Source organism: Pectobacterium punjabense, assembly GCF_012427845.1.
Lineage (GTDB): Bacteria > Pseudomonadota > Gammaproteobacteria > Enterobacterales > Enterobacteriaceae > Pectobacterium > Pectobacterium punjabense.
In genome coordinates this window covers 1,024,713-1,049,616 of sequence record NZ_CP038498.1, presented here as the reverse complement: position 1 = coordinate 1,049,616, position 24,904 = coordinate 1,024,713, and the positions used below count along the sequence as shown (strand labels likewise).

Annotated in this window: 27 protein-coding genes and 1 pseudogene; 1 reads left to right on the top strand and 27 read right to left on the bottom strand. The window is 48.7% G+C overall.

Annotated features, from left to right (window positions below):
• Window positions 1–13: 13 nt before the first annotated feature.
• The 5 genes from E2566_RS04700 to E2566_RS04680 all read right to left on the bottom strand — a co-directional run bounded on the left by E2566_RS04700 (window position 14) and on the right by E2566_RS04680 (window position 3,930).
• Entirely contained in the window at window positions 14–556 is a 543-nt protein-coding gene (locus E2566_RS04700; protein WP_107168155.1) for an integrating conjugative element protein, read from the bottom strand.
• The gene (locus E2566_RS04695) at window positions 553–1,203 is read right to left on the bottom strand and encodes a lysozyme family protein (protein ID WP_107168156.1); all 651 of its coding nucleotides are present in this window, start codon (window positions 1,201–1,203) and stop codon (window positions 553–555) included. The genes E2566_RS04700 and E2566_RS04695 overlap by 4 nt, the downstream gene beginning before the upstream one ends.
• The gene (locus E2566_RS04690) at window positions 1,182–1,889 is read right to left on the bottom strand and encodes a TIGR03759 family integrating conjugative element protein (RefSeq protein ID WP_107168157.1); all 708 of its coding nucleotides are present in this window, start codon (window positions 1,887–1,889) and stop codon (window positions 1,182–1,184) included. Before E2566_RS04690 ends, E2566_RS04695 begins: the two co-directional genes overlap by 22 nt.
• An 8-nt stretch (window positions 1,890–1,897) precedes the next feature.
• The gene (locus E2566_RS04685; protein WP_133169847.1) at window positions 1,898–2,701 is read right to left on the bottom strand and encodes a hypothetical protein; all 804 of its coding nucleotides are present in this window, start codon (window positions 2,699–2,701) and stop codon (window positions 1,898–1,900) included.
• Window positions 2,702–2,805: 104 nt separating this feature from the next.
• The gene (locus tag E2566_RS04680) at window positions 2,806–3,930 is read right to left on the bottom strand and encodes a site-specific integrase (protein WP_107168159.1); all 1,125 of its coding nucleotides are present in this window, start codon (window positions 3,928–3,930) and stop codon (window positions 2,806–2,808) included.
• A gap of 110 nt (window positions 3,931–4,040) precedes the next feature.
• Between E2566_RS04680 and E2566_RS04675 the strand changes: the two genes are divergently transcribed.
• Window positions 4,041–4,430 carry a phage tail protein gene (locus E2566_RS04675; RefSeq protein ID WP_107168160.1) on the top strand — a complete coding sequence of 130 codons (390 nt, stop codon included), beginning with the start codon at window positions 4,041–4,043 and terminating at the stop codon, window positions 4,428–4,430.
• Between the two features lie 448 nt (window positions 4,431–4,878).
• On the opposite strand, the gene E2566_RS04670 is transcribed toward E2566_RS04675, so the two are convergent.
• The 22 genes and pseudogenes from E2566_RS04670 to E2566_RS04560 form a co-directional block, all read right to left on the bottom strand.
• Entirely contained in the window at window positions 4,879–5,313 is a 435-nt protein-coding gene (locus tag E2566_RS04670) for a phage tail protein (RefSeq protein ID WP_107168161.1), read from the bottom strand.
• Window positions 5,314–5,382: 69 nt separating this feature from the next.
• Window positions 5,383–6,804 carry a shufflon system plasmid conjugative transfer pilus tip adhesin PilV gene (gene pilV / locus E2566_RS04660; protein WP_240618606.1) on the bottom strand — a complete coding sequence of 474 codons (1,422 nt, stop codon included), beginning with the start codon at window positions 6,802–6,804 and terminating at the stop codon, window positions 5,383–5,385.
• Between the two features lie 12 nt (window positions 6,805–6,816).
• On the bottom strand, window positions 6,817–7,479 hold the full coding sequence (locus E2566_RS04655; protein ID WP_107168162.1) for a prepilin peptidase: 663 nt from the start codon (window positions 7,477–7,479) through the stop codon (window positions 6,817–6,819).
• The gene (locus E2566_RS04650) at window positions 7,476–7,943 is read right to left on the bottom strand and encodes a lytic transglycosylase domain-containing protein (protein ID WP_107168228.1); all 468 of its coding nucleotides are present in this window, start codon (window positions 7,941–7,943) and stop codon (window positions 7,476–7,478) included. Before E2566_RS04650 ends, E2566_RS04655 begins: the two co-directional genes overlap by 4 nt.
• A gap of 27 nt (window positions 7,944–7,970) precedes the next feature.
• On the bottom strand, window positions 7,971–8,570 hold the full coding sequence (locus tag E2566_RS04645; RefSeq protein WP_180787964.1) for a type 4 pilus major pilin: 600 nt from the start codon (window positions 8,568–8,570) through the stop codon (window positions 7,971–7,973).
• Between the two features lie 25 nt (window positions 8,571–8,595).
• Window positions 8,596–9,684, bottom strand: coding sequence for a type II secretion system F family protein (locus E2566_RS04640; protein ID WP_107168163.1), 1,089 nt, complete (start codon window positions 9,682–9,684; stop codon window positions 8,596–8,598).
• Window positions 9,677–11,233, bottom strand: a complete 1,557-nt coding sequence (locus E2566_RS04635) for a GspE/PulE family protein (RefSeq protein WP_107168164.1) — start codon at window positions 11,231–11,233, stop codon at window positions 9,677–9,679. The genes E2566_RS04640 and E2566_RS04635 overlap by 8 nt, the downstream gene beginning before the upstream one ends.
• A 17-nt stretch (window positions 11,234–11,250) precedes the next feature.
• A complete protein-coding gene (gene pilP / locus E2566_RS04630) occupies window positions 11,251–11,766 on the bottom strand; it encodes a type IV pilus biogenesis protein PilP (RefSeq protein ID WP_107168165.1) in 516 nt (171 codons plus the stop codon).
• On the bottom strand, window positions 11,753–13,060 hold the full coding sequence (gene pilO2, locus E2566_RS04625; RefSeq protein ID WP_107168166.1) for a type 4b pilus protein PilO2: 1,308 nt from the start codon (window positions 13,058–13,060) through the stop codon (window positions 11,753–11,755). Before pilO2 ends, pilP begins: the two co-directional genes overlap by 14 nt.
• Before the next feature lie 3 nt (window positions 13,061–13,063).
• Window positions 13,064–14,785 carry a PilN family type IVB pilus formation outer membrane protein gene (pilN, locus tag E2566_RS04620; protein ID WP_240618607.1) on the bottom strand — a complete coding sequence of 574 codons (1,722 nt, stop codon included), beginning with the start codon at window positions 14,783–14,785 and terminating at the stop codon, window positions 13,064–13,066.
• Window positions 14,786–14,794: 9 nt separating this feature from the next.
• Window positions 14,795–15,232: a type IV pilus biogenesis protein PilM gene (gene pilM / locus E2566_RS04615; RefSeq protein ID WP_107168167.1), complete on the bottom strand. Its 438-nt coding sequence runs from the start codon at window positions 15,230–15,232 to the stop codon at window positions 14,795–14,797.
• Window positions 15,232–16,466 (bottom strand): annotated as a pseudogene (gene pilL2, locus E2566_RS04610) (PFGI-1 class ICE element type IV pilus protein PilL2). The gene pilM and the pseudogene pilL2 overlap by 1 nt, the downstream one beginning before the upstream one ends.
• Before the next feature lie 146 nt (window positions 16,467–16,612).
• On the bottom strand, window positions 16,613–16,861 hold the full coding sequence (locus E2566_RS04605; protein WP_107168169.1) for a DUF2442 domain-containing protein: 249 nt from the start codon (window positions 16,859–16,861) through the stop codon (window positions 16,613–16,615).
• Entirely contained in the window at window positions 16,845–17,087 is a 243-nt protein-coding gene (locus E2566_RS04600) for a DUF4160 domain-containing protein (protein WP_107168170.1), read from the bottom strand. The genes E2566_RS04605 and E2566_RS04600 overlap by 17 nt, the downstream gene beginning before the upstream one ends.
• A gap of 172 nt (window positions 17,088–17,259) precedes the next feature.
• Window positions 17,260–17,808 carry a single-stranded DNA-binding protein gene (locus E2566_RS04595; RefSeq protein ID WP_107168171.1) on the bottom strand — a complete coding sequence of 183 codons (549 nt, stop codon included), beginning with the start codon at window positions 17,806–17,808 and terminating at the stop codon, window positions 17,260–17,262.
• Between the two features lie 69 nt (window positions 17,809–17,877).
• A complete protein-coding gene (locus E2566_RS04590; RefSeq protein WP_014701084.1) occupies window positions 17,878–18,381 on the bottom strand; it encodes an STY4534 family ICE replication protein in 504 nt (167 codons plus the stop codon).
• Between the two features lie 627 nt (window positions 18,382–19,008).
• The gene (locus E2566_RS04585; RefSeq protein WP_107168172.1) at window positions 19,009–21,021 is read right to left on the bottom strand and encodes a DNA topoisomerase III; all 2,013 of its coding nucleotides are present in this window, start codon (window positions 21,019–21,021) and stop codon (window positions 19,009–19,011) included.
• Window positions 21,022–21,035: 14 nt separating this feature from the next.
• Complete coding sequence (locus E2566_RS04580; RefSeq protein ID WP_107168173.1) at window positions 21,036–21,788, bottom strand: PFL_4669 family integrating conjugative element protein; 753 nt, start codon at window positions 21,786–21,788, stop codon at window positions 21,036–21,038.
• 505 nt (window positions 21,789–22,293) lie between these two features.
• Window positions 22,294–23,589, bottom strand: a complete 1,296-nt coding sequence (locus tag E2566_RS04575) for an STY4528 family pathogenicity island replication protein (RefSeq protein ID WP_165800627.1) — start codon at window positions 23,587–23,589, stop codon at window positions 22,294–22,296.
• A gap of 241 nt (window positions 23,590–23,830) precedes the next feature.
• Window positions 23,831–24,028, bottom strand: coding sequence for a hypothetical protein (locus E2566_RS04570; protein WP_012822373.1), 198 nt, complete (start codon window positions 24,026–24,028; stop codon window positions 23,831–23,833).
• Window positions 24,025–24,255: a ParE family toxin-like protein gene (locus E2566_RS04565; protein WP_012822372.1), complete on the bottom strand. Its 231-nt coding sequence runs from the start codon at window positions 24,253–24,255 to the stop codon at window positions 24,025–24,027. Before E2566_RS04565 ends, E2566_RS04570 begins: the two co-directional genes overlap by 4 nt.
• A 1-nt stretch (window position 24,256) precedes the next feature.
• Window positions 24,257–24,838 (bottom strand): DUF2857 domain-containing protein, encoded by a 582-nt coding sequence (locus E2566_RS04560; protein WP_012822371.1) that lies wholly within the window; start codon window positions 24,836–24,838, stop codon window positions 24,257–24,259.
• Between the last annotated feature and the right edge of the window lie 66 nt (window positions 24,839–24,904).

Below are 24,904 nucleotides of genomic sequence, written 5' to 3'. Positions count from 1 at the left end.
TATTGGTTCCCGATCACTGTGACAATCCGTTTTCAGTTATCAGCACAGGATAATGAGAAAGCTGCAAACGCTTCGCCAGGTCACTTCCTGATACGGGGGCAATATCATTTCCCGGCAATAACATCTGTAACTCACGCAGAGATGTTTCGGACGAAACACTGACCACAAATCCCGTCGCTTTCAGGCGCTGCAGCTCCCCCGCCCGCTTTACCAGCCAGTCCCGAGACAGGGGATCATCACCAATAATGAAAATCGGTGGCATACCAGTGAGCTTTAATGCTCTGGGTGCAACCTTGCCAGGAGTAAGCTCTGGTGTCGTGACGGGAAGCACGGAGGCTATTGTCAGACCAGTACCTGAGACAGGAGAGGGTAAATCTAGTGACAGAGTGCTACCGGAAAAATTCGGATCCGTTTGTGGATTAATCGCCTCAAAATAGGCGTCGGTAGATTCCCCACCGAGATCGGCCACAACAGTAAGTTCCGCTGAAACAAAAGATGGCAATAAGAAAATACCCGAAAAAATAATCGACAAAACGAAAGGACGTAATGTATTCATTCTGGCTCAATCCATGTTAATTGGTGACTGGGAATAATGGCTTCGGAAGATGCAAGTAGGATGGGCGGCGATGACTCCAATGATTCCTGAACCGGAGAAATAAGCTTCAGCTTTTGGCGCACAATCGCCATATACCTTTCAGCTGGCAGGCCGCCGGCAGGACGGTGATAACACCCTGCGGCACGTAACCAACTACCAGGTTTGGCGTCATAGCACTCACGTAAGATTTGTGCAGCAACGCGTAAATTGGTAAACGGCTCAAATGCGTCATAAAAAGAGCGAAAACGATGTCCGTTCCAGCCCAAATTAACCTGAGCGATCCCAACATCAATGTTCTTTAGCGGTGTCTGGCGAATAAACTGGCGTAACGCCTGCCATGCCAATTCGCGTGTCTCATACCGATACGTTTTTCCAGCAACATTGACCGACCACGGCCATGGCCGCTCACCGTAAGGCAATCGACGTGAGCTTTCCGTTAGTGCGAGTGAATAAAGTGACTCAGCTGGCACGCGCGCATCTTTAGCAATTTGTCGGTATGCTGCAGGAATTTGTTGCAAGGTAACAGGACGTTTTTGTGCGCTAACAATACCGCTATGCATTATCCCTAGTACGATGAGCGTACTGATTAAAATGCTGCGATTTGCCATCCATTTTCCCCTTGTTGCAGGATGACTGGCATTTGACCTTGACCATAACGCGCCCACAGCCCCTGATCATGATTGAGCGTTATCTGTCGGTTTCTGACGCGATCAACAGGAATACTATGGCTAACAGCCCACTGTCGGACCGTTTCGTCTTTTCCGTCGCTGCCAACCAAATAAATATCGACTTCTCGGTTATCAGCCAGAACAGCCGCTAATCGGGTATCGCAACGGGTACAGTTATCACGAACAAATAACGCCAGCCGACCATCGGAATCATGAGCAATGCCGGCAGCGTTACCCATGTTTACAGAGAGAGCATTAGGGTACAGACGGTTCCAGGCAGCATTCACTTCACGCTGAAAAGCCAGTTCTTTTTCCGTACGTTGATACTCTTCTTTAACCCAAAGCTCAGCCATACGACGTCGTTCCGCTGAGCTGTCACTTTCAATCCCTAAGGTCGTCAGCGGATCTAAGCCAGGCGATTGTATTCCGCGCTTGCCTTGCTTGAGTTGTTGATATTTTTCCCATTCAGAATGGCTCAGCCCCCACCGCTGTGCTTCCTGCTCAGTTTCTTTGATCTGAATATCACGTTGTTGCAGCTCTTTTTGTTGCACTGGCCCCGGAAGAGCTGCATTAGAAAGGGAATAAACAAAAAATAAACTCAAAATAGCAATGCTACATTTTTTCATAGGGAGTCCTATTGAACTGAAAGGCGCTGTTGACTGCCGCCGACGGAAAATATCGCTTCATGGTCCTGCATATCTCGTAGTGTCCATCCCCATGCAGAATCTCCCACTGCAACCAATTGCATTTCTGATAGCGTTGTCGCGCCACGACGCATAACTACGGCGTACCGTTGCCCTCCCCGCTGTTCAATGCCCGTCAGAATAAACGGTGCAGCCAGTGGCACACTTTTGGCTGACCGTATCGACTTTTTTGATTTAGCCGGGGAATTAGCTGGCCGAGATTGAGAGGTGGTTGCACTAGAAGGAGGCTCAGCATTTTTCTTCTCAAATACTTCCTTTAGCTGGCTTAGAGCATCAAGACGTAATAGCGACTGATTGAAAGCTGACTTCAATTCCATGAATCGGTTATCGTCCTGCACCAGTTGCTGACGAATATCCTCATTTTCTTTCGATAACGATGCGACATTCCTATCAACCCGGGAAAAAAGCTCCTGCATACCCGCATCGAGTTTTTCATTAGTTGCAAAGCGTAAATTCTGCTCTACCACATGTTTCTCTAACTCAGTCACAGAAACCGACAATTGATTAAGCTGGCCGCTACGGAGCGCGGCTTCAAGAGAGTTAAGACGTATACCCATCTCACTCATTTGCAGGTAAAAAATCACACAGAGAATAGATGGAACAGCAGTTCCCAACCCCAGGAGTGTGTATAAAACAGGTTTAACTAAAGTGCGGCGCCCCCAAGAGGTCGTTTTGGCGCGCGGCGCATCATCATTGGGTGACGACGCTGTACCAGGAAATATCTCAGTAGCCACTGAACAAAGCCCTTTTAAATATAATGAGGCATGTACAGTGCTAAATACGGAGAAGAATGACGATATTTAACTCAATACCGTCATGTGAAAATTACCAAGTCTTGTTACAAGGGGCTGATGAGAAGCCTATTAACTGAATTCACAGATACAGGACCAGGAGGGGGGAGCCTTTCGCCATTTTTAGCTGCTATAGCTTGGAACCGTAACAGTTCTACCGATGCGTTCCGTAATGCCTCATCGTGAGTTGCAGCAGTCACTTCAAGGTCATCAAAATCAGAAAACTTCAGGGTGATCGCACCATCATAAGTGTAAATGTCTGCGGGATAAGGAATAAATATTGAGGTTAGTTTTTGTGCCTGCTTTTTGCGAGCATCCAATTTACTGACAAGGTGAGTAGCCCTGAGATGCGTATACCGTTTCAGCATATTCATGGATTTATGCCCAGATATCGCAGCAACCTCCATGACGTTTAATGTCCCTAATTCAAACAGCCGGCTAATCGCTTCATGCCTCAAATCATGAAAATGCAGATCATTAATCGATAGAGACTGTAATGCGATACGCCAGGCACTTTTAAAGCCACTCGACGTATATGTAAAAACACTTCCCGTATCATCACGCCCCAGCTCGCCAATTTCCTTCAAGACCAGACGCGCCTTTGAAGACAATGGGACATCACGGGCAGAACCATTTTTTGTGAACGGCAGGTGAGCAATCCCGAGTCGAAGATCAATATTCTCCCATTGTAATGACAGTATTTCACCTTGCCTCATCGCTGTCTCAATGGCCAAACGGAAAATAGCTAATAACTCAGGTTTTTTACCTCTGAAGTAACGGGTCAGACCTCGTTCTTCTTGTGACGTTAACCTACGCACCCGACCTGAAGACACCGCAGGCTTTCTTACATGTTCAACTGGATTACTCGTGCATGTTCCCCATTCAACTTTGGCCAAATTATACAATGCGGAGAGCAACGCAAGCTCAAGACGAACAGTGTTGCCACTGATAGATTTTTTTGTACGTGGATTAATCTGGGCCAGTCTGTCATCTCGATATCCAGCAATATCAACTGATGAAATTTCATCCATATTTCGGTTGGCAAGCGATGATCTTTTGATAACGTTTATTCGATAAAATTCCTGCAACTGCCCCCGTTTATAGCGTGAGACAGTAGCGAAATATTTGTCCAGCGCCTTGCTTAATAGCATCTTTTTTATACGTTTTTTCATCAGAAGTGTCAGTCCCTAAAATTTAAAAGGGAAGACAATACCGTAGTTTTCCTAATTGCCAATCCGGTGCGTGGAAATCACCCTCATCTATCCAGCCTGGCACCATCACGATGTGGGGAACGCCCGTTCCTCCTGAGGGCTGGCTGGAGCTCAACGGCCAGCTATTTAATCCCAGCGGCAATCCCATTCTGGCGGAACTATATCCCTCATCAAGAGTGCCGGACTTCAGGGGATATTTCCCCCGGGGCTGGGATAATGGTGCTGGTGTCGACCCTGATAGTACCCGCTCTATAATTAGCTATCAGCGAGATGAATTAAAAGAGCACTCTCATACAGGTTCTATAGTTAGGAAATATACGTGGGGGGGCCATATTGATGGCTGGGGGAATGATGATGCTCAGGGCTTTGATAACTATGATCCATCCGATTCAGGAAAAACTGGTGGTGTTGAGACTAGGCCTCAGAACATCGCAGTGATGTTCATCATCAAGGCCGGTTAGCTACCGATCAACTCTTTGATGACGACGCAAGAGTAGAGAAAATTCGAGTCTGCCTGGAAAATTCTCGATCGAACATAGTCATGAGGGCATGAAATCGATGGGTTATGCCCCTTGCAAAGATAGATATTGATATTCCCTGATAAGTGGTCATCAGATGCAAAACCACACAATGCACCCTGTGGTTTTTCATCACCGGACCACGCACCGGATTGGCAAACTAATCACCGGATAAAATTTTGGTGATCACGCATGAAAATAGGGCATTGCTATCAGCCTTAAAAATATTAAATCGATCATAACCATAGGGGCATGAAAAAAGCGGATTATGCCCCTGACAAGGTATGATATTCACATTACCAGCCAGATGATCCTCTGATGAGAAACCACATAGTGACTCCGGTTTTTCTACGTTTTCCCACGCACCGGATTGGCAAAGCGTTCAAGCGGTTCAACCAGCCTTGATAATGAACATTACCGCTACATTTTTTGGACGAGTCTCTTTTCCACCAAAAGAAAACATGGGATTTCCTGCCCCGCTTCTTTCTGGAAACGAACCATCAGGCTCTGTTTCTGCATGCTTAATCATAGGCCCCGACCCATCTGTTTGTGGAAAACCGGCTCCATCAGTAGCCCCTTGGTGCTCATGAGACATGGTTATTGCGTGTTTATGCGAAATAATTTCATCGCCCTGATAACTTAAAATTGAACGGACACTGTCAGAATCGACACCAGCACCATTATCCCAGCCTCGAGGGAAATACCCGCGAAAATCCGGTACCTGGCCGGAAGGATACAGGCTGGCCAGAACGGGATTTCCACTGGGATTAAATAGCTGGCCGTTGAGCTCCAGCCAACCATCAGGAGGAACGGGCGTTCCCCACATCGTGATGGTGCCAGGCTGGATGGAGGAAGATGATTTCCACGCACCGGATTGGCAAAGCGTTCAAGCGGTTCAACCAGCCTTGATAATAAACATTACCGCGATATTTTTAGGTCGATTTTCATCAGCGGTAGGTACTAAGCGGGATGCATCAAGTTGAATTTTTGAATGACTCCAGTCTTGAGGTGTTCCGCCTATTTGAGCTCTACCTGTTTTTTCAACGCGACCGAATACACCACTAGCTTCATACCCGAGATAATCAATTGTTTGGAATTCGCCAGTCAGATTTCTAATGGCATCCTCCTGATAACTAAGCATAGCCCGTTCACCTGGATCAATCCCCGCCCCATTATCCCAGCCTCGAGGAAAGTAACCGCGAAAATCCGGCACCTGGCCGGAAGGATACAGGCTGGCCAGAATGGGATTTCCGCTGGGATTAAATAGCTGGCCGTTGAGCTCCAGCCAGCCCTCAGGAGGAACGGGCGTTCCCCACATCGTGATGGTGCCAGGCTGGATAGATGAGGGTGATTTCCACGCACCGGATTGGCAAGAAAGTATTGCACCAACATTATCACGGGCTACAACCCCATCCTTCAGACAGGTTGTGCCTGCAATCTCGATCTTTTCGAGCTCAACATAGTGCGTTGAAACCCTGTCAGTCTTAATCCCTTTGTTGTTGATGACTTTGACCCAGTCATTATCATCCATAGTGATCCCACCACCATGCGTTTCGTTCATCCAACCCTTGTTATTTTTGGTGACCAGCCAACCATTGTTCGTCGTAATATCATTTTCAGCATTCACCTTATCCACGTTATTAATGCTATTGCCGCCCATATCAATAGCAGTATGCATGCGGTTTAAATCAGGTTTGCCGTTGACAGCAAAACGATATAAACGGTCACTCTCCTCTCTGGCACCACGTAATTCATCTGTTGTCAGAACGGCAGCAAGCTGCCCTGGCGTCGTCGTAACACCAAAAGTAGCTAACGGTTCTTTCCATATCCCCAGCGCACCCGTAATCTGACCGGTTTCCCATATGTAGCCGCCCCCATTCATATTCGATGAAATGAAACGAAGTGCTTTAAAGGGTAACGCAGACCCCGTATGGGTATAGGCCAGAGCCTGAAGTTGAGACGTATTTTGCGCATTCCTGACTATCGCGCCTTGCCAGCGCTGTCCGGAAGGATTCGTTTCACTAAACCCAGCCTGCAAGAATCCTGTATTTTTCAGCATCGTAGTCGTGACAATAACAGGTGTTGCCGTTCCCGCTTGTCCAAGTAACATATCGTAATAGCGACCCGCGTATCCTTTTAGGGCTGCTTTAAAACGAGTCCCTTGTTGCGCCATAACCTGATACTGCAACTCCTGCATATAGTCGCGATAGAGCGACGTCCCCCAAATAGCCACACTCAGCAGAATCAGTAACGCCGCACCGAACTCCATTAGAGCCCAGCCACGATGCGGTGTCCGCGGTTTATTGAACATCAACATTATTTTCACCTTTCACCACACGACAACAGGATTGAATACGCGGTTTATCAGTACCAGCATGGCGCCAGCACATAGCCATGGCCCCAGCGGCCCTTCCTTTCTTTTATATCGGGAGCACGCGTGCCAGATGACAAATCCACTCACGCCCATCATTAAAGCGTGCAATGTGTCTGACCAGCCACACCAGGTAGCGATCGCTACCGACAACCACACATCCCCAAGTCCCAATACTTCACGCCGAGCTTTGAGGTTGAAATAAAAACGAGCAACTGCGAAAAGTATGCCTATCCCTGCCATCGTCCCTAAAACATAAATAAATCCCCTTATATCCCCACGGCTTAGCGTCACAACTATCCCCGCGACACTGGTCGCTCCGGTATATTCAATCGGCAACCAACCTGCCATTGCATCAATCACGCTAAGTTGCAACATGAATCCCAAAAACAGAAGCATGCTTAAACGTTCAAAAAGTGAGAGGGGAGATAAAAAAACCAACACGCCCGCCAGGGCATATACCGCTACAAAGAAACGGGCAATATATTCATTCCAGTAAAGATGTTCCCCGCGTTCAGCTAAATACTGACGGGATTGATTCAACAAATAACTGAATACGGCAAACAATCCGACAAAAATAAAAGGTGACCACGGGGTAAACGCATTGAACTGGAATATCATGGCAATACAATCCCCCGCTCTTCTTTCAACAATCGTTTATAGATTTTATAAATGCGGTTGGCATAGGATTCCCTCGTCTCATGGCGGTCTTTTCTGAATCCTGCATTATAAGACCCGAGGCAATTCCAACTGATACCACACACCTGAAAATGCGTTGCCAATATCCATGTGCCAATTTGCACATTCAAACAAGGTTTGGTTAATAATTCGCTTTTATCACTAATAACCGCCATCGCAATCAGCTTGGGCACATGCGTTGAATTCACCTGCATCAATCCGAAATCACGACTCACTTCTCGTCGGGTTTCTTTGCTCCTATTGATGTTGATGGCCCCTGGATTGAGGGAGCTTTCTCCCTCCGCAATAGCTTTTATCAGCAACGCATCAACCCGATATTTCGTGCCGGCTGCGTCAAAACAGAAGGCTGATGCAGCCTGACTGATTAACAGGAGTGCCATCAGCATCAGGAGAAAGACACGGCTGTTCACGCATTAACCGTTAACCGTGAAGGTCAGTTTGTTCTGCCCCGTCCGCCCATTATCAGCCAGACATTCTGTCCCCGCCGTTTCCAATGATACTTTTCCATCCGCATGAGCACTGCTGTTAATCGTGATCCCCGATACGGCGCCGGCAGAACTCATACGAGTCGCAATCGTGATGCAGGCGTCCTGAGGAATTTTCTCTGTTGCCAGCGTAAATCCATTATTGAATCCATTGGCGGCAACGGGTGTCAGAATGATTTGCCCACCCCAAGTATTCCAGAGCGTCGCATTTCCTGAACTGATCGCTCCTTGTGTTTTCACACCTTTAGCGCCACCAACCTGAACCAGCGACCCCGTCATTTTCGTACCACTACTAAAATCGTATCCCCCCCCATCACTCAATAATCCCTGAGCACTGGATATCATATTCTGATAGTTGGTGATTTCAGTGGCGACATTTTTTCGCCCCCACAACATATAAATGCTCCCCAAAATAGCCACAATCACCACAATAACTACCAGTGCGACCGCACCATTTTCCATAATCGCCCAGCCCCGATGAGGGTTCTGGCGTTTTTGTTGAGAAACAGGTTCAAAAATATCAGACATTATTTTTCCTTCCTTAATCAATACATTATTGCCCAGTGAAATTACTCATGTCCTGAACCTGGAATATGGTCAGCAAGACAAGAATGAAGAAGCCGATAATCAGCAGAAGTGAATACAGACGCATACGTGCAATACGAAAGCGAATGCGGGCCAGCGTGGTTTTCAGAAATTCCTCACCGTAACGGCGGATCATAGCCGCCGAACCATCACGGCTGGTCAGCAGGTAGAGGTAATTTACGCCCTCTTTACTCGGAAACTGATAACCGCAGTCACGCAGTGCTTTCCCTAATGGGGCGCCCTCTTCCAGGTTGTCAATAACCGCATCCAGCCGCTCGCAAAGCCAGGGCGAGGCAAATCGGCGCAGCAGATTCAGCGCATCCAGCGTTTTCACGTTTGCTTCCAGTAAAGACGCGATATTCATCAAAAACACCGAGCCCTGAAGCTCTTTATAAATGGACCAGGGCATCATAGCGTCAGCATACTGACGTAACATTCCTGTCCATCGAGACTGAGACCACAACACCAGAAAAACCACCATCGGCGCCAAAATAGCGATGATCACACCATGTAATTCAATAACATCAGACATCGCTGCCAGAACACTCAATGCGCCAGACCAATTGGCAGGATCGGACATTTGCGCCAGCGTTGGTTTCAGGCCGTATGTCACCACAGCAAACATACCGCTTACCATAATCAGAAGTAGCAGCGGATAAATCAGCATCTGCAACACCATGAAAAAAATGGTCCGACGTGCTTCAATCAGCACGCTCACTTGACCCAGCGCATCGGGTAAAGAGCCGCTTACCATTCCAGAACTGACTAATGCCGCCTCTTCTGCCGGTCCCCATTTTGCCAATACATCCTCTAGCGAATTGCCTTCACTGTTATCGCGCAGCGCATCAATGCAATCGGCCGTCAGTTCTGCATAGGGATGCCAGTGTTCACCGAAATTGGTATGCACATCCTCGATTTCCTGCATCGCATCCAGCAAAGGGGTGTTGTTCTCCAGCAAAAAACGCAGCACGGTATAGAATCGGGCTCGATAGGCGCCACTGAACGTTCGACGCAATATTTCGTAGCGGATACGTTCAAAACCGGATATCTCACGCATGCGTTGAACTCCGCAGGTCAATGCGCAACATGTCATCTTCATCCAATGGGCACACTAAATCAGCGTCCAGCGCATCGACCTGTCCTGCATTGAGTTTGTGCAAAAGATGCGTGCGCCGGGAAATTCCGCCCAGACCGTCGATCCAGTATTGTCGTGCTGCTAATTGTCCTTCATTCCGGTATAACGACATAAACCGCGCATCAGGGCGAATAACTTCAGCAATCACGCTGCGACCCACAACACCACGACTGACAATACGTTCATTCAGTTTTTTCTGGCACTGGGGACACCCCTCAGCATTCCGGAAATGCAGGTTCTCAACCTGGCAGAGACCAGCGGCCTGGCAATAACGTTCCAGACGTTCACGTTGCTCAAGTGATAACTGAAGAACCTTCTGTCCCCAGGAAACCCGGCAATGTGGACATAAAACCTGCACCAGACGCTGACTGATCAAACCGATAAGCAGTTGGGGATCGGCGATCAGCTCCTCTGATATTCCCATCAGCCCCATGCGACGCAGAGAGCCTACCGCGCTATTGGCATGCAGCGTACTCAGAACCAGATGTCCGGTTTCTGAGGCATACAGCGCGGCTTTAAGGGAAACATCATCACGGATTTCACCCATCAGGATCGCATCAGGGTCCAGTCGCAATGCAGATGAGTTCGCTTTATCCCAGGCCTGCTTCACTGCATTTGCGTTGCTTTTATCGGCGATAATTGGCGTCTGAATAGCGCCAGGGATCGCGCCTTCAGGCGGATCCTCTATGGTTAGCAGTCGCTTGCGCCCCTTTGTGCGTTCGAGGTACATGGCACTGAATGAACGCAACGTCGTACTTTTTCCTGACCCCGTCGGGCCTGTCAACAAAACGATCCCTTCAGGCGTTCGTACCATCTGTTGCGCCAGTTGCTGTTGCTGAGGCAGTAATCCCAATTGCGCCAATGACGGCACGTTGTCACCGTCATCAGGGATAATTCGCATGACAACGTAGAGACCTGATGCCGTTGGCGTATGGCTGTAACGCGCCCCAAACAATCCTACCTTGCGCAGAAACTCAGCCTTAATGCGCCCATCCTGCTTACGATTAGGGTAGAACTGCGTTTCTGTCACATCGCACATAGATAGGATGGTCGTAGACGCCAACGACATTCCTTCTTCGCCTTTCAACTCATCAACCGTCTCCAGTTCACTGTGGATACGGTACTGAATACGGCACAGATCAGCATCAATGATCAGGTGAATATCAGAGGCCTGAAAAACTTTACCCTGTTCAAAATAGCCCAGGACCTGTTTCTGCCGAACACTCACATCGGCTAAGTCAGCGAGAGAAATCCCCTTGCCGCTATCTGACATCTTTCTCTTACGGCGTTCATTCAAATCACTCAGCGGCACAAATTCAGTTTTGGCCTGACGCTCTGTTTGCATAAACTGAGCAATCCAAGTCTGCAATACAGGGTCAGAACGTCGGTTCACATCAATAACAACATTTATACTGCCAGAGACATTCTCCAGCAGCACACAGTCCGCAATCCGCTCATCAACTGAAAACATGGTTTCGGCCTCTTATCTCAAAATGACAGCGATGTGCCATCACTCAACCTAATGGTCGCATCAGAAATAGCGCTGATCGTGGTGTTAGTACCAGGCAGCCGATCACCGCGTGTCACCTCAATAACGCCACCATTGGCAAGACGTAATCTGGCAAACATGGTTTTTCCATTACCGTATGTTTCCAGTAATACCAGCGTTGCAGGTTTGTCGGATCCCGTTGTACGCGCGGTTTGCGCAACCTGCCCCGCCATTGATGAAACGGGTAGAGAAAATGGCACACCAGCGGGTGATGATGAAACAGCGACAGGTGGCTGAACGGGGAGTTGCTGACTTTCATTCAGCATGCGTTTCAGCTTTGCATTTTCGACCTGCGCTGCCAGCAGCATGTTGTATGCTTGGACGGCCTCCAGTCGCCCTACCGTGACATCTATTGCCGCTAATAATGCCTCTGCCGTTTTCGCATCTGGCTCATCAGCCTGGACAGAGAAGACAAACAGCAGAAGCAGCCAGCCCCATTGATTATTTTTGCGCATAGAGATGCCCCTGGATCTTGTAATCAAACTGCCCTTCAGCACTCAGCGTAAATGCAATGCTATTCAGCCGAATGCCCGTTTCGTCAAAATCTGCTAACAGCCATTCCGGCGCCAGACGAGAATCAATGGTGAACGTATACTCATGCCAGTCTTGCACCTGCTTATCGGGCGCATCCCCTGGTGCATGAGTTGGTGGGGCAACTTTAGTTAGCGGAACCTCGATATTCCGACGCTGAAAATGCGAGACAAAACGTATCAGTTGAACCCTGGCCATCGGGACGGGTTCATCACGCCATGGAATTGGGGCGCTGTCAGTAATAAAGGGAATAAAAACGTCGCCTGATTTCGCGCCTTCCAAAAATTTGAATGATGCCGTCTGACCAAAAAGCTCACGGACTCGTTTGTCAAAATCAGCAACCGTACTACCTGGACGGGCGTCGTAGCGTAAACGCATACCCTCGTTGACGCACTCACCGGCGTTGAGGAGCCAACCGGCAATCGACACGGGTAACGGCTGACGGGTGAAATAACATTTGCTGAGAAAATACGACGTTGGCCAAACCTTTGCCCAAGGGTGCGGGAATGTATGAGCTTGTGCCTGCTGACGCGCTTTCGTTTGCTCCGCTTTCAGGGCAGCAAGAGCCACAGCGTGTTGTTCGGCCAATTCATTTTCCTGTTGCCAATATCCTCCCCCCACCCCAATGGCTGCCAGTAACAAGACGGCAATAAACATTCTATACGGGGATGTCAGACGTACGAGCCGGATCTGTTTGAGTTGCTGATGGCTCAGATCCTGTGTCAGTACCTGCCAGCTCGTCGCAGACTCGGGGTCTGCCGCCAATGTCCAACCGTCCGCTGGCGCATCATTAAATGATAAAAAGCGTGTCTGACTGTTCAATACCTCATTCAGTGAGCCAACGATATCCGCCATAACAGACGGTTGACCATTGAGTGTCGCCAGAAAGACCCAGCGAGATTCATCAATCTGGTAAATACCGTAACTGTTGTCCCCTTCGTGTTGCAGGAACGCGCCTGCCAGCGAATACAATGTTCGGCGCTGATGCAAACGACCCGAGCGACCATACCCCATATTACGCGGACGTTTTTTTCCTATCGCAACACGGTGTGTACCTGGATAGGTTTTGAAGGTTCTGGCAAACCGGGATGTCGTAGATGTCATATCGGCTTCCGGTACCCATTTTAATCCGGCGACCCACCCATTGCGACCAACTGGTAATACCAGTGATGCGTGTGCCGTTTCTGTATTTTTCGCTTTTCGACTTAGTGGCTTCATCGCTTACCTCAACACGACTGGGGTAATGACGATAACCAACGACGTTCGGGTATTATTCCCACTGCGCCCGCCACCGAAGATAAAATTATCAGGACTAAACGTGCCTGATTTGTTTGTTGTGGTATTCACCTGCTCAAACCCGGTCAGTACCAAAGATTGCCCTGCGCGTAGATTCACTTTTCGGGTTAACGACCGTACTTTGGTGTACGGCATATCCATACGCGAGTTACCGTCTGCCGTCACAAATGAGCGGATAGTTGGCGGGTCAGATAAATTGAATGAGAACTGCAACTGCACATCACCGGTTTCTCTGATGAATGGCAGCATGGTGATATTGAGTCCGGTCGTGATCATGCCAGGCTCAAGAGAACTGGTAGAGCCAGCATTCGTTGTCGAGGTTGTGCTGCTACGCGCAATATAGACAGTCTGATCTGATAGTTGAAACGGTGCAGGAGACAAGTTTGTCGTCGGTACGGCCTGACTCATATCGACTTTGACGTTACCCTGTTCTGCTAACGCTTTGAGCAACGCACTGGATCCGGAGAATTTCGCCGCATTGCCTGTCGCACTCTCTAGAATCGACACGCCACCGCTCATCGCGTTATCCGACGCCCCGTTGAAACTACCGCTCATGGTGGCGCCGATATTATTTAATGATTTATAAACCAGAGACCAGTCCAGCCCGACCTGATTCGTTTTACTCTGTATGACGCTGATCAACTGAACATTCAGTTGTACCTGTCTATTAAGCACCTCATTTTGATGCTCAACATAGCGGGCGACACGGGCCTGCACCTCTGGCGTATCCGTTACGGTTAACGATCCGCTGGCCGCAGACAACCAAAATCGACCATGCTGAGGTGTCAGCATGGTTTCTACCGTTTTCCGGATATCTTCATAGAGGTCACTGCTCAAATCTGTCGTCGTTTTCTGCGATGAGCTCGCATCACCGGAAGCCGCACTTGACGCCGAACTCCCTCCAGAAGCCCCCATGCTCGTCGATGACCCAGAAATCACACTGGCCGTACTTTCCGTCTTGGTATTAAGGATGGCGAGTTGGTACGTTTGGGTTTCTGTGTAATAAAATACCGCCTGATTGACGTTATCTGCTCGCCATGACAACCCTAACTGACCGGCCACATTATCAAGCAGGCCTGCAACACCAACGCCATTACCATCCCATTTCAACGCGCCTAAACGCAGCCCCGACGCCCCCGATGAAATTTGTGCAGATTGTGCATTCGCCGCACCCGGTATCCGTGACAAAGATACTCGCCCATTATCATCCGGGGCAGGCAACGCTCCCGGCATTTGCTGTGTAATAGAATTACTGATGGCGGCAGACTGAACTTGTGCTGCATCTGGTGTGATGACAACGCGAATACCACAAACTCGAGTTAGACGCTGCCCCAACTCCAGCAAAGACAGTCCATCTGGGCGATTGACCGTAAAGGGGCAATAGGCCAGTTTTTTATTCTCTGCCGACGATGAAGGAACCGCGACAATCGGGCTCAAATTCACCCAGGGTGTATCCACCCAGGTAACCGAGGATTGCTTACGTGATGTCTGTGATACAGTAATACGACTAGCCTGCTGCCCTGTCGCTTCCGCATCATTTTCCATCTGCTTGATGTCTCGCAGCGCACATCCCGACAGTAATACTGCTAACGCAATCGAACCTAACGCGAATCGGCGACGCCCCATATAAACCGGATACGGTTGCATCCTGCTCTCCTAATTAAGGTAAACAACATCTCCGTCGGCGACACCGACCGGAAGCGTTAAATTCATATCTGTGCCGTCTAACATCGTCAGACGGCCATGAGTGGCCACACCGATCAGCGCAGATGTCACCGATCGCTCGCTCAGTGCAGCAATCAGACCAGGAAAACTCGTCGTCCATATCCAGAGTCGTCCATCGGCAATGACATGATTGATTCGGTAATCAGGACGGGGCATTAATGCAATGTTGGCAAAATCAACTACGCCATCCTCCACCACGTTGTCATAACGCCAGTCATTAATTGATGACGCGATACGTAACATGTCGCTTGCCACTAACGATGCAACTCCTGTGCCGATGCTACCTTCTCGAATATCAGAACGCCTGATGTTGGCGTTACCGACAATCAGGAAGAACACCAGAGCGAACGCCGTGATGGAATATCCCATTAACGCCGCTCTCCCGGACGGTCGCTGACCGAAATCAGGCACTGAATACGGTTAGCTTCGGCAAACAGCGGTTTTTCGGCATTACGGTACAAATCAAATACCTGCGTTACCGCAGATTCGAAGTTGCCATGAAAAGAAAGTGGAGCATCAATTCGGTAGTCCAGATTGACCGGCCAGATGACAATCCAGTTACCGCCATTGACACACAACGACTCACTAGCCCATTTATTGACTGACTCATGCAACGTGGTTCCTACTTCGGCACGCCATAGCGTCCCCTTAGGTAATGTGCTGACGGGCTTACCTGAAACAAATGGCGATCGTGACGCAGTTGATGAGGGTAACGCGATCGAAGCTGAAGGTTGCGAAGCCAATGCCTCAGGTGAGGGAGGCAATGCCGTTGTCGGTGCCGCAACCGGTTTTACAGTCGAAGGGGAAGAAAGTGGTTTTACCTGTGTAACGGATTCTTTTCCGTTCGCGGGGGTTGGGCTAATTGGCAACATTGTTGCCGATGACGATACTGGTTTATTCAAGGGGACAGTATTGCTGGCCACTGTTGGAGCAACCGTCTTACGAGAAGATGCCAGAGGAGGGAGCGCTGTTAACGCCGGTACAGGCAACAGCTGGCTGTCTGGTTTTAACATTCCAGACGTTGCCGCAACCTGCCTTGCATTATCTGTGGTAGCAATAGCGGGTTTAGACGATACGGTGGGAGATACAGGCGCAAATGAACGATATTCATCACGCAGAACAAAGCAAACTTCACGATTCACATCGTCAACACGTAACCGCCACGCGGCCCCGCCACTATCTGTAATGCCTCACTTAACCGAACAGGGCCAATTGAGCGCTGTAAGCCAGGTAAGGGGCGATTCAACAGTTCAGTGAACATCGAGGAACTGCTGGGACATAATGAATACCCCGATTCAAGCAGCAAATAACGAAACCCATCCCCGACGCTACGCACCAGTTGTGGCGGCATCGTGATGTCGATCATTTGATTGAGGGGATCGCGTTGTGAATCAGCAGGCCGAGTGCTGACCAGCGTATAGCGGTCATAACGCACGACTTCTGGCGAACGATTTTGATAAATGTCGTTCACTCTGGGGGATACGTTCTGACGGGAAACTGAGGACGTCGTTGTCTGTTGAGCACATCCCGCTACCAACATTGCAGCAGCAGAAAGGCATGCCAGCGTTGGCGTATTTCGAGGGTGCCGTATAAGTCTTGTCATCAGTCTCCACCGTTTAAGAGAAATCTCAAAATCAGGTGGTTATTCTGCCGACAAGCAGGGACTGAACAACGCTAAACTAAAAACGTGCTCAGAAAAGAAAAACGCTGACCGAAGCCAGCGTTACATTATTGGATTAATAAAAATAATCATGCTGCATAGTGAGGACGATGGGTAACATCGCCACGTCCATCAAGCAAACCTTCAACAGAAATATCTTCATTAAGATTATCCCAGTGAATACCGCGGGGACTCAGTTCATAGTTATTCCGTTCCGCTTCTGTTGCATGCAACAGTCGGGGAAACCAGGCTAACGGGATCCCCAAGGTACGAGCATCACTCAGTTCTACCCACATGTTGAATTCATCGAAACGAACTTTCTTAGCTGAAATAGTCATTCCAGGCCTCCAGAAATGACGCTTTGTTAGTATCAATAATTTCGGAGAGATCTTTCAACACTCGAGCATTAAACCCATCATTTCGAGCAAGTTCAACCTCTGGCATTAACCAGAATTTGGCCTCCGCGCCTGAACCTCGTACATGGATATGTGCTGGCTCCAAGGGGTTGCCTTCATTCGAGTAGAAGAAAAATGTAAAACCTCTAAACCTCAGTATCACTGGCATCGGCGTCCCTTTCATTACGTTGGATTATGGTGAATAAAAATGCGCCAGTCAAACCTGAGACAAGTATTGCGACACACTGACTCTCCCGTTGAGATAGGTAAAAAGGCGATTATTCCGCCGACAAGCTCTGTCATGTAAAAAAAAAGCACCAGTCAAAGACTGGTGCATGTGTTTACGAAACAGCATAAATCGCTTTGCGACATACACCATAACCAAACCCAAGGAACGGTATATCGTCGTCGAAGTCCATTGGCGGTTCATTGCCTGCTGGACGTTGAGACTGAGGCGTACCACTCTGCGCCGGTGCAACTGGCTGCTGAGGTTTTCCCCATGCAGTATTGGCTGCACTTTGATTGTTATTTCCATCGTTCGGGCGAGATCCTAACATCTGCATCGTGCCACGCTGGCTGACTACAATTTCGGTCGTCCAACGATCTACACCCGCACTGTCTTGCCACTTACGTGTTTGAAGTTGCCCTTCAATGTAAACCTGAGACCCTTTACGCAAATACTCTCCGGCGATTTCTGCAAGCTTGCCGAATATCACCACACGGTGCCATTCAGTACGCTCTTTTTCTTCGCCAGTTTGTTTATCGCGCCAGGTTTCTGACGTTGCCATAGTAATACCAGTAACTGCGTTACCATTTGGCATATAACGAACTTCAGGATCCTGTCCCAAAAATCCGATAAGTGTTACTTTATTTACGCCACGTGAAGCCATAATCTTTCTCCTGCCTGTTGAAGCCCTCTGCAAGCAGAGGGGTTAAGGGATGCTTGTTATCAGAACGAATTAGAACGAATTCTCCGCATACGCTTTAGAATCCGCAGGGCTGTTCTGAATCGGCGTGGAGTCAGATGAATCAGACTTCTCGGCTTTGTAGACTTCTTCTTGACCCACTTTAATCCTGGTGATCTTGATTAAACGGGCTTTGAGGCTGACACGTTGTTCACCGGCATGGTCACCAGAGTTCAGCGTAAAGATGCTGGGAGACAGATTGCTCAGTGTGAAATTAATCAACACCTTTTTGTCTTCATCAACAGCTTTTTCGCAGCGTTTAATCAAAGCGATGGCCTCTTTACCTGCTGGGGTCACGTCAAAGCGAACATAATTCGCATTGTCTTTCTGACCACTTAAGGCATTGATGACACAACTGATGAATGGACCATTCGGTCCAGTAACATGGCGAATATCGCTCAGATACCCCAATCCAGTAACATTCAGATTGAAGTACTCATTGCTTTTGCCATTTTGAGTGCTAGTAGCTTGATTCTGGGTAGATTTATTTGCAGTCATGATGTTTCTCCGGAGTAAAAAACAAACAGGTAGCGGAGAAACAGTCATCCCTGGCGGGAGTATGTTTCCCGCAGGGGAGTCAAAGACAATTGAGCCTTTGACTGGCTGTATGAGTGAAGTGGGCCTTAACCGGTATTCGGTCTCTGTTTTCAAAGGTTAAACAGATTTACCGCTCGAAAGCGCCATCTCTCAGGTTAACGATGGCATTGGCATGTGATTACCCGAAGGCGCTCCTCTCAAATCACGGGAACATTGGCAGTTGTCAGAGACAACGATTGGCCTGTTAATCATTAAACCTGGTGAAAAAGAAGTCAATCTTCCGGCTATGGAAAAACTCATCACCGAAGAATGAAAATAAAAAAAAAAGCGGTGCCACAAGGCACCGCCATACGATCTGCACCATCGATCTTCGGTATATCTGTTTTCACAGTAGCTCCGGGGTATGTTCAGGACCCGACACTGGTTTCACGGAGTTTTAGTGCCTTCAGACTCGGCTCTCAGGTGAGGGAGCTGTCAGTCAGACTGTTCACTGACAACGCTATGCAAACGCTGACAGAGACCGCAGTCACGGGGTGCGGCTTCAGAGCCGGATGCACAATAACAACTCATCCCCCCGCCTGCAATCAGTTAATTCTGCTTTTTCTTTCGTGTTTTAGGTGCCGTATTCTTGCCTTGGCCAGGGATGTTAATCATCCCCTTACAGTCAGGATATTTCTCACAACCATAAAACGATCCCTTTACCCCTTTTCGTAACCGCGTCTTACTACCACAAAGCGGGCAAGCAGGCGTAGGAGGAACGCGAACGACAACATCTTGTTGAGCGCCCAGGGAAACAAGCTGACAAATCCACTGAGTTTGCCGGGACATAAAGTTATCCAGCGTCATTTTCCCTTTAGCAACCTCATCGAGCGCCTGCTCCCAAAGCGCCGTCATACCCGGTTCCTTTAATGCGTGAGGTAAAGCGTCGATAAGATCCATCGCAATATCTGTTGCACGCAAGTAGCGACCTTTTATGATGATGAAATTACGTGCAAGTAACGTTTCGACAATCCCACCACGCGTCGCTTCCGTACCTAACCCTGCGTTCTCTTTCAGTACTTTTTTCAATGTTAAATCGGTCACATACGCCGCAGCGTTCATCATGGCCGCAATCAATGATTGGAAGGTAAAATACTGGGGAGGCTTTGTTTTCAGCGCCTTTATCTCAGCGCCAGTAACAGCACCGTTATCTCCTTTTACCAGCATAGGTAAAGATTGATCTTTCTCATCCGCCGCCGACTCTTTGTGCTCACCGTCATCCTGCTGACTAAACAAACGTTTCCACCCAGGAACAACAACGACCCGACCCGTTGTCTGAAACAGTTGGCCTCCGATATTTAGGGAAAGTCGCGTGAAATCGACTTCATGCAGAGGAAAAAACTGGGCTAGATAATGTCGTCTGATTAACACGTAAACCTGCTTTTCCTGATCGCTCATCTTCGACATGTCACAAACATGCCGTGTCGGAATGATACCGTGGTGGGCAGTCATTTTTTTGTCATCCCATATGCGGGAAACAAAACGAGTATCTAGCTGAGAAATCAACGCCTGTAGTGAGGGGTCGATTTTCACCAATGCACTCAGGACATCAGGAATTTCCTCACGCATTGACTCAGGAAGAAACCCACAATCGGTTCGCGGGTAAGACGTTGCTTTATGCGTCTCATACAGGCTCTGTGCTATGTCCAGCACTTTCTGAGGACTCATGTCCCAAAGTCTGCCGCAGGCCTGCTGTAGCGTTCCCATGGTGAACGCCAAGGGTGCAGCCTCTTTTTCTCGCTTTGTTTCCTGCTCAATTACCGTTGCCTTGCCTGTTTGTTTACAAAGCTGTGCAACTTGCTGAGCGATGTCCTGATGAATACAGCGTTTCTCTTCATCGACATACATTTTCGCTGGAACCCACTGCGCAGAGAAACGGACACCATTAGACTGTAGTGCTACCCATACTTGCCAGTAAGGTTTAGGGACGAACGTCGCTATTTCTCGCTCACGATTAACGACCATCGCCAATACAGGGGTTTGCACTCGCCCAACAGACAGAAGCCCGTCATATCCCTTATCCCTAGCTTTCACGGTATAAAGCCGGGTCAGGTTCATACCTATTAGCCAGTCCGCTCGCGAACGCCCCAGGCCAGCATAATAAAGCGGCTTTGTTTCTGAACCTGGTTTGATAGCAGCTAATGCAGCACGAATACTGGACTCATCCAATGCAGACAGCCACAAACGAAAAACGGGACCTCTCCATCCGCAATATTCCAACAGAGACCATCCGATAACTTCTCCTTCCCTATCAGCATCAGTTGATATGACGACTTCATCAACCTGCTTCAACAATCGGGAGATGACCGTGAACTGGTCTGACGATTCTGACTTCACAACCATCTGCCATACGGGGGGCAAAACCGGTAACACATCTATTCGCCACGGTTTCTCAAACTGGGTGCCATAGACTTCTGGTGAGGCGGTTTCTAAAAGGTGCCCCCGGGCCCAGGTTATGGTTATTCCTGGAGCAGATAAAAAACCTTGTCCTCGCTTTGTTGCTCCCAGAACAGCAGCAATATCTCTGGCCTGAGAGGGTTTTTCACAGATAAAGAGGCGCACAACGTCCCTCCAGACTACCGATTAGTTGACGTAGGAATCGCGCGCGCTTTATCGTGCATGAGCAACAAATTGACGCTGGCTTCATGGATTGGCGGAGAGAATATGGAACGTTTCTTACCCAGCAATACATCACGATCGGGCTCACCTAAGGCCTCACAGGCTTTTTGCCAGGCTTCATTTTGTTCGATAGCGTCAATTCGTGACACTGGAACCGATCGGTATTTCAAAACAATCGAGTAGATCTGGCGTAGCGATCGACCATTCCCCTGAAGTAACTGATCGCGACGATTACGTGAAATCAAGCCATAGTGAAATGCCTGTAAAACCTGTTTAGCCAGTTGGTCAAACCCAATCAGCAGATAGACACAGCGATATCCCAGTGGCGAATTGCTGTATACCTTGATGTCCAGAGGCTCTTTAGCAACGGCTTCCGTCAGAGTGACTCCCCGAGGCAATACATTCATTTCCTTATCCAGGGATGCAATTTCTTCATGCATCAATGTGCTGGCCTCATTGAGTTTTTCCTCAAGAGCCAACATGGTCTTGTCAGCCCATGGGTTGTTCTTCAGCGAATCGCTGTTGATACGCGCAGCCTGATGCAGGAACCCGGGCATTCCCATAATAGGAGGACGGGCAGCAACACCATTTTCGTCATTCTGTTTTACTCTTCGGCGCCCTACCCAGAGATTGATTGCATAGTTAGTATGCAATTCAATTTTTAACTCAGACTGCAATGCACCCGTCGTCTTTCCAACTCTTTCAGCCATCGTTGTCTCTCTAACCTGTTAATTAATCAGTTAAGAAAGACTAAATAGTTAATAAAGAGGACTCCCCCAACAACGCAAAACTCAATATTGGTTTCACGAATTTGACGCAAGCGCATCAATATGGTTGTTTTTTAGCCTTGTTGCGGGGCGCAACAAGTACGCTTTTTCACCACACGACCAAATCCACGCTAACCAGGTACCCCGAATATCACCCTAAATATCACCCTAAATATCACATTGGTTGTTTTTCATACCGTGCTGCCAGTGGCAGCAAAGTACACTTTTTAACCATACAGCCAAATCCGTACTGACCTGATATCCCGTATACCACCCTGAATATCGCACTGGTTGTTTTTCATACTGTGTTGCGGGGCGCAACACAGTACACTTTTTAACCACCACACCAAATCCGTACTAGCCAGATACCCCGCATGCCATCCTGGACATCAGGTTGCTCATTTCTTGACCTTTCTGCCACTGGCAGCAAGCACAATTTTTAACCACCTTATTTTCCAGCGTTCAATATTCTGGCTCTGATATCAGAAACCAGGCTGGAAACTCTTTCCTGACTCGCCTTGGAGGCTGGCTGCGCAGGAAGGCTTTCTGCCAGCTCAGGAGCGGGACGCTCCACCGTTGGTGTCATTGTTGCCGACGCTCTTCCCTTCGCCGTTTCAGAAAGCGCTACGCTTCCTGTTGATTGTTCTGTTTGCTCAGTTGGCAGCACCAGTCGCCCTTCCCGGGCGCATTTCATCATCGACAATAGCCAACCAAGTGGGTTGGCTAACTGCCCGCGCTTGAGCTGTGTATTCAGCATGGTCAGCAGAGCAGATGCTTGCTCATCCGGCAATACGGAGAGCTGCCTGGTCAACATGTCGGCATCATGGGGCTTGATCCGGCTGAGCAACGCTTCAGGCAGCGTTAAACGATCCCTTCCCTCGGGTACGTACGTTTTTTTATTCACACTGTGTGTGAAACTACGTACGTTACAGTTCGATTTTCGAACTTGGTTATAACCTGTTGATTTTAGACAGAGTTCGGATTCCGAACTCTGTGTATTATTGCTATTCCCATCACTAAGTTCGGATTCCGAACTCAGTGATTTTTCCCTTATCTCGCCTTGTTTTTTACTGAGTTCGGAATTCGAACCCGGCTGCATTCCCCGCTGGAGTGATGCCAGTTGAGAGGGCGTTGATGGTGAATCCAGGCGTGCCTCAATCATGGACACTCTGGAATGACGATGTCGCATGGAGGGGTCGTTGCGGATCGCCTCCAAAACATTGAGTGCGGTCATCCGTACGGATTTATTTTTATGTCCGCAGCTGCGTGCAACCAAATCCAGCCAGCCTGGATCGAACGTTTCCGCATCGCGGCAGCTCAGCGGCTCATCATGTTGAGCGTAGATATTCCCGCGTACGCGCCCATACTCATCGCGCACACGTTTACAAAGACTAAGCCAGCCGGTTATTCGCAACATTAGCAGCGTACGGCTGATGGTTTCGCGCGAGGCTTTCTCTGCGTGAGGTGAAGCCAACTGGAGTTGCAGCTCATCGTATGTAGGAAATACCGCACCATCATTTTGCTGGGCATATAAACGGATCATCACCCATGCTGTTTTATCCAGCGGGCTAAGCCTGCTATCCAGAAACAGTCGCCGGGGAACGGCATCATGCACATTCCCCAGATAAAGCAATCCGCTACGTTCATTGACTGGGCTCGAGGAGTCACTATTTCCCTGTCGGGAAATACCCTCCTCCATTCTCTGGAGTGTGAATGCGATGACACTGTCAGCAGGTAATCCCATCATCGCTTACCGTTTGTTTGAATCAATCCAACACGGACATTCATGATAAGAAACGAGAACGTAATGATATGAAAAGTTCGAAATGGAAAGCGGGAAGACGGTTTTTTTAACGATGAGAACCCCAAATGAATCACATGATAAATGATCCCTTCGCTTCTGGTTGTTGTATACCACAGCTCATCAGCCAGCAGGAACTGAATGAACATCGCCCCCAGAACATACGATTTATCGGCAAGTATCATCACTTGCTCTCCTGAGGTAATTTGCCCATACGAACATGGGCACGGTGTATTGCGGCAAGCAATGACTGTTGCTTTTCTTCCGGTAAACAGCAAAACAATTCGACGACTACCGACTCAACGTCACCATCCAGTTGAACGCGGGATGACGGTAGCCATAGCGTCGTCTTGGCAGCCCAGATCTTGCGCTTTATCGTCATTTTTTGATTTCCCTGTTATAGGTCTCATGGCTCATCAAATGCCAATGTCCGCCACCATCCTTGCTTAACAAACGCCAGAACGGCCCAATGTCGATTTTGAGGTAGCCATTGGTTTGCAAGCGCTTGTAAATTCGTTCACCGCGCTGCCATGCCGCGATGAAACGAGTCGCTTTACGCACAACACTAGGGGTTGCGCGTTGACATATACGAAACTCAGCAAGCTGCATCTCAGCCTCCCGCCTTTTCCTTTCTTTCCAGTACTGCTTCACGGCACCAGGCATTAACACGAGTCCAGACCGCAGTGAGAGAAACATTCTGCTGTTCTGCCGCCAGCATCATGACGTCCAGTGCCTCATGTGAATCAGGCGATGACAGTCCAGAGCTGCGCCATTGCTCCCATAGTGCAGCGTCTTCTTCTTCCGTGGGGGCCTGAACTCTCCCCTGCCGTGTTTCGACACCATTTAAACGGCGTCTTGAGCTAACTTCCGACGTCGACAGGCCAAAATAGAATTGCATCAGTTCTATTGAGCCACCTAACGCCAGAGCGCGATCAATTCGCTGTAACCGTTTTTGTTCAGTACGAGCCTGGTTAACCATTGACCAAAAATTGTCGTGATTAATCTGAAAGTTGAGTACGGATACACTGCTTTGCGTCAGGTAATACAGATCGTCCACCGTCAGTTGGCTCAATTGACGAACCTCTTCCATCGTCATTCCCAATGCTTCACAACGACGGATATTTCCTGACTTCAGTTCCATTAAGATATGCGTCAATAACGCATTTGTTGCCTGAGATAATCCCTGGCTCATAGCTGCCCCCCATTCACCCAATCGACGATCAACAAAAAATCAACAGCCCAACTCATCCCGCAACAA

Coding starts and splice junctions, on each gene's coding strand:
- E2566_RS04700 (WP_107168155.1), bottom strand. CDS start 556: ATGAATACATTACGTCCTTTCGTTTTGTCGATTATTTTTTCGGGTATT.
- E2566_RS04695 (WP_107168156.1), bottom strand. CDS start 1,203: ATGGCAAATCGCAGCATTTTAATCAGTACGCTCATCGTACTAGGGATA.
- E2566_RS04690 (WP_107168157.1), bottom strand. CDS start 1,889: ATGAAAAAATGTAGCATTGCTATTTTGAGTTTATTTTTTGTTTATTCC.
- E2566_RS04680 (WP_107168159.1), bottom strand. CDS start 3,930: ATGAAAAAACGTATAAAAAAGATGCTATTAAGCAAGGCGCTGGACAAA.
- E2566_RS04675 (WP_107168160.1), top strand. CDS start 4,041: ATGTGGGGAACGCCCGTTCCTCCTGAGGGCTGGCTGGAGCTCAACGGC.
- E2566_RS04670 (WP_107168161.1), bottom strand. CDS start 5,313: ATGTGGGGAACGCCCGTTCCTCCTGATGGTTGGCTGGAGCTCAACGGC.
- pilV (WP_240618606.1), bottom strand. CDS start 6,804: ATGTTGATGTTCAATAAACCGCGGACACCGCATCGTGGCTGGGCTCTA.
- E2566_RS04655 (WP_107168162.1), bottom strand. CDS start 7,479: ATGATATTCCAGTTCAATGCGTTTACCCCGTGGTCACCTTTTATTTTT.
- E2566_RS04650 (WP_107168228.1), bottom strand. CDS start 7,943: ATGCTGATGGCACTCCTGTTAATCAGTCAGGCTGCATCAGCCTTCTGT.
- E2566_RS04645 (WP_180787964.1), bottom strand. CDS start 8,570: ATGTCTGATATTTTTGAACCTGTTTCTCAACAAAAACGCCAGAACCCT.
- E2566_RS04640 (WP_107168163.1), bottom strand. CDS start 9,684: ATGCGTGAGATATCCGGTTTTGAACGTATCCGCTACGAAATATTGCGT.
- E2566_RS04635 (WP_107168164.1), bottom strand. CDS start 11,233: ATGTTTTCAGTTGATGAGCGGATTGCGGACTGTGTGCTGCTGGAGAAT.
- pilP (WP_107168165.1), bottom strand. CDS start 11,766: ATGCGCAAAAATAATCAATGGGGCTGGCTGCTTCTGCTGTTTGTCTTC.
- pilO2 (WP_107168166.1), bottom strand. CDS start 13,060: ATGAAGCCACTAAGTCGAAAAGCGAAAAATACAGAAACGGCACACGCA.
- pilN (WP_240618607.1), bottom strand. CDS start 14,785: ATGCAACCGTATCCGGTTTATATGGGGCGTCGCCGATTCGCGTTAGGT.
- pilM (WP_107168167.1), bottom strand. CDS start 15,232: ATGGGATATTCCATCACGGCGTTCGCTCTGGTGTTCTTCCTGATTGTC.
- E2566_RS04605 (WP_107168169.1), bottom strand. CDS start 16,861: ATGACTATTTCAGCTAAGAAAGTTCGTTTCGATGAATTCAACATGTGG.
- E2566_RS04600 (WP_107168170.1), bottom strand. CDS start 17,087: ATGCCAGTGATACTGAGGTTTAGAGGTTTTACATTTTTCTTCTACTCG.
- E2566_RS04595 (WP_107168171.1), bottom strand. CDS start 17,808: ATGGCTTCACGTGGCGTAAATAAAGTAACACTTATCGGATTTTTGGGA.
- E2566_RS04590 (WP_014701084.1), bottom strand. CDS start 18,381: ATGACTGCAAATAAATCTACCCAGAATCAAGCTACTAGCACTCAAAAT.
- E2566_RS04580 (WP_107168173.1), bottom strand. CDS start 21,788: ATGGCTGAAAGAGTTGGAAAGACGACGGGTGCATTGCAGTCTGAGTTA.
- E2566_RS04575 (WP_165800627.1), bottom strand. CDS start 23,589: ATGGGATTACCTGCTGACAGTGTCATCGCATTCACACTCCAGAGAATG.
- E2566_RS04570 (WP_012822373.1), bottom strand. CDS start 24,028: ATGACGATAAAGCGCAAGATCTGGGCTGCCAAGACGACGCTATGGCTA.
- E2566_RS04565 (WP_012822372.1), bottom strand. CDS start 24,255: ATGCAGCTTGCTGAGTTTCGTATATGTCAACGCGCAACCCCTAGTGTT.
- E2566_RS04560 (WP_012822371.1), bottom strand. CDS start 24,838: ATGAGCCAGGGATTATCTCAGGCAACAAATGCGTTATTGACGCATATC.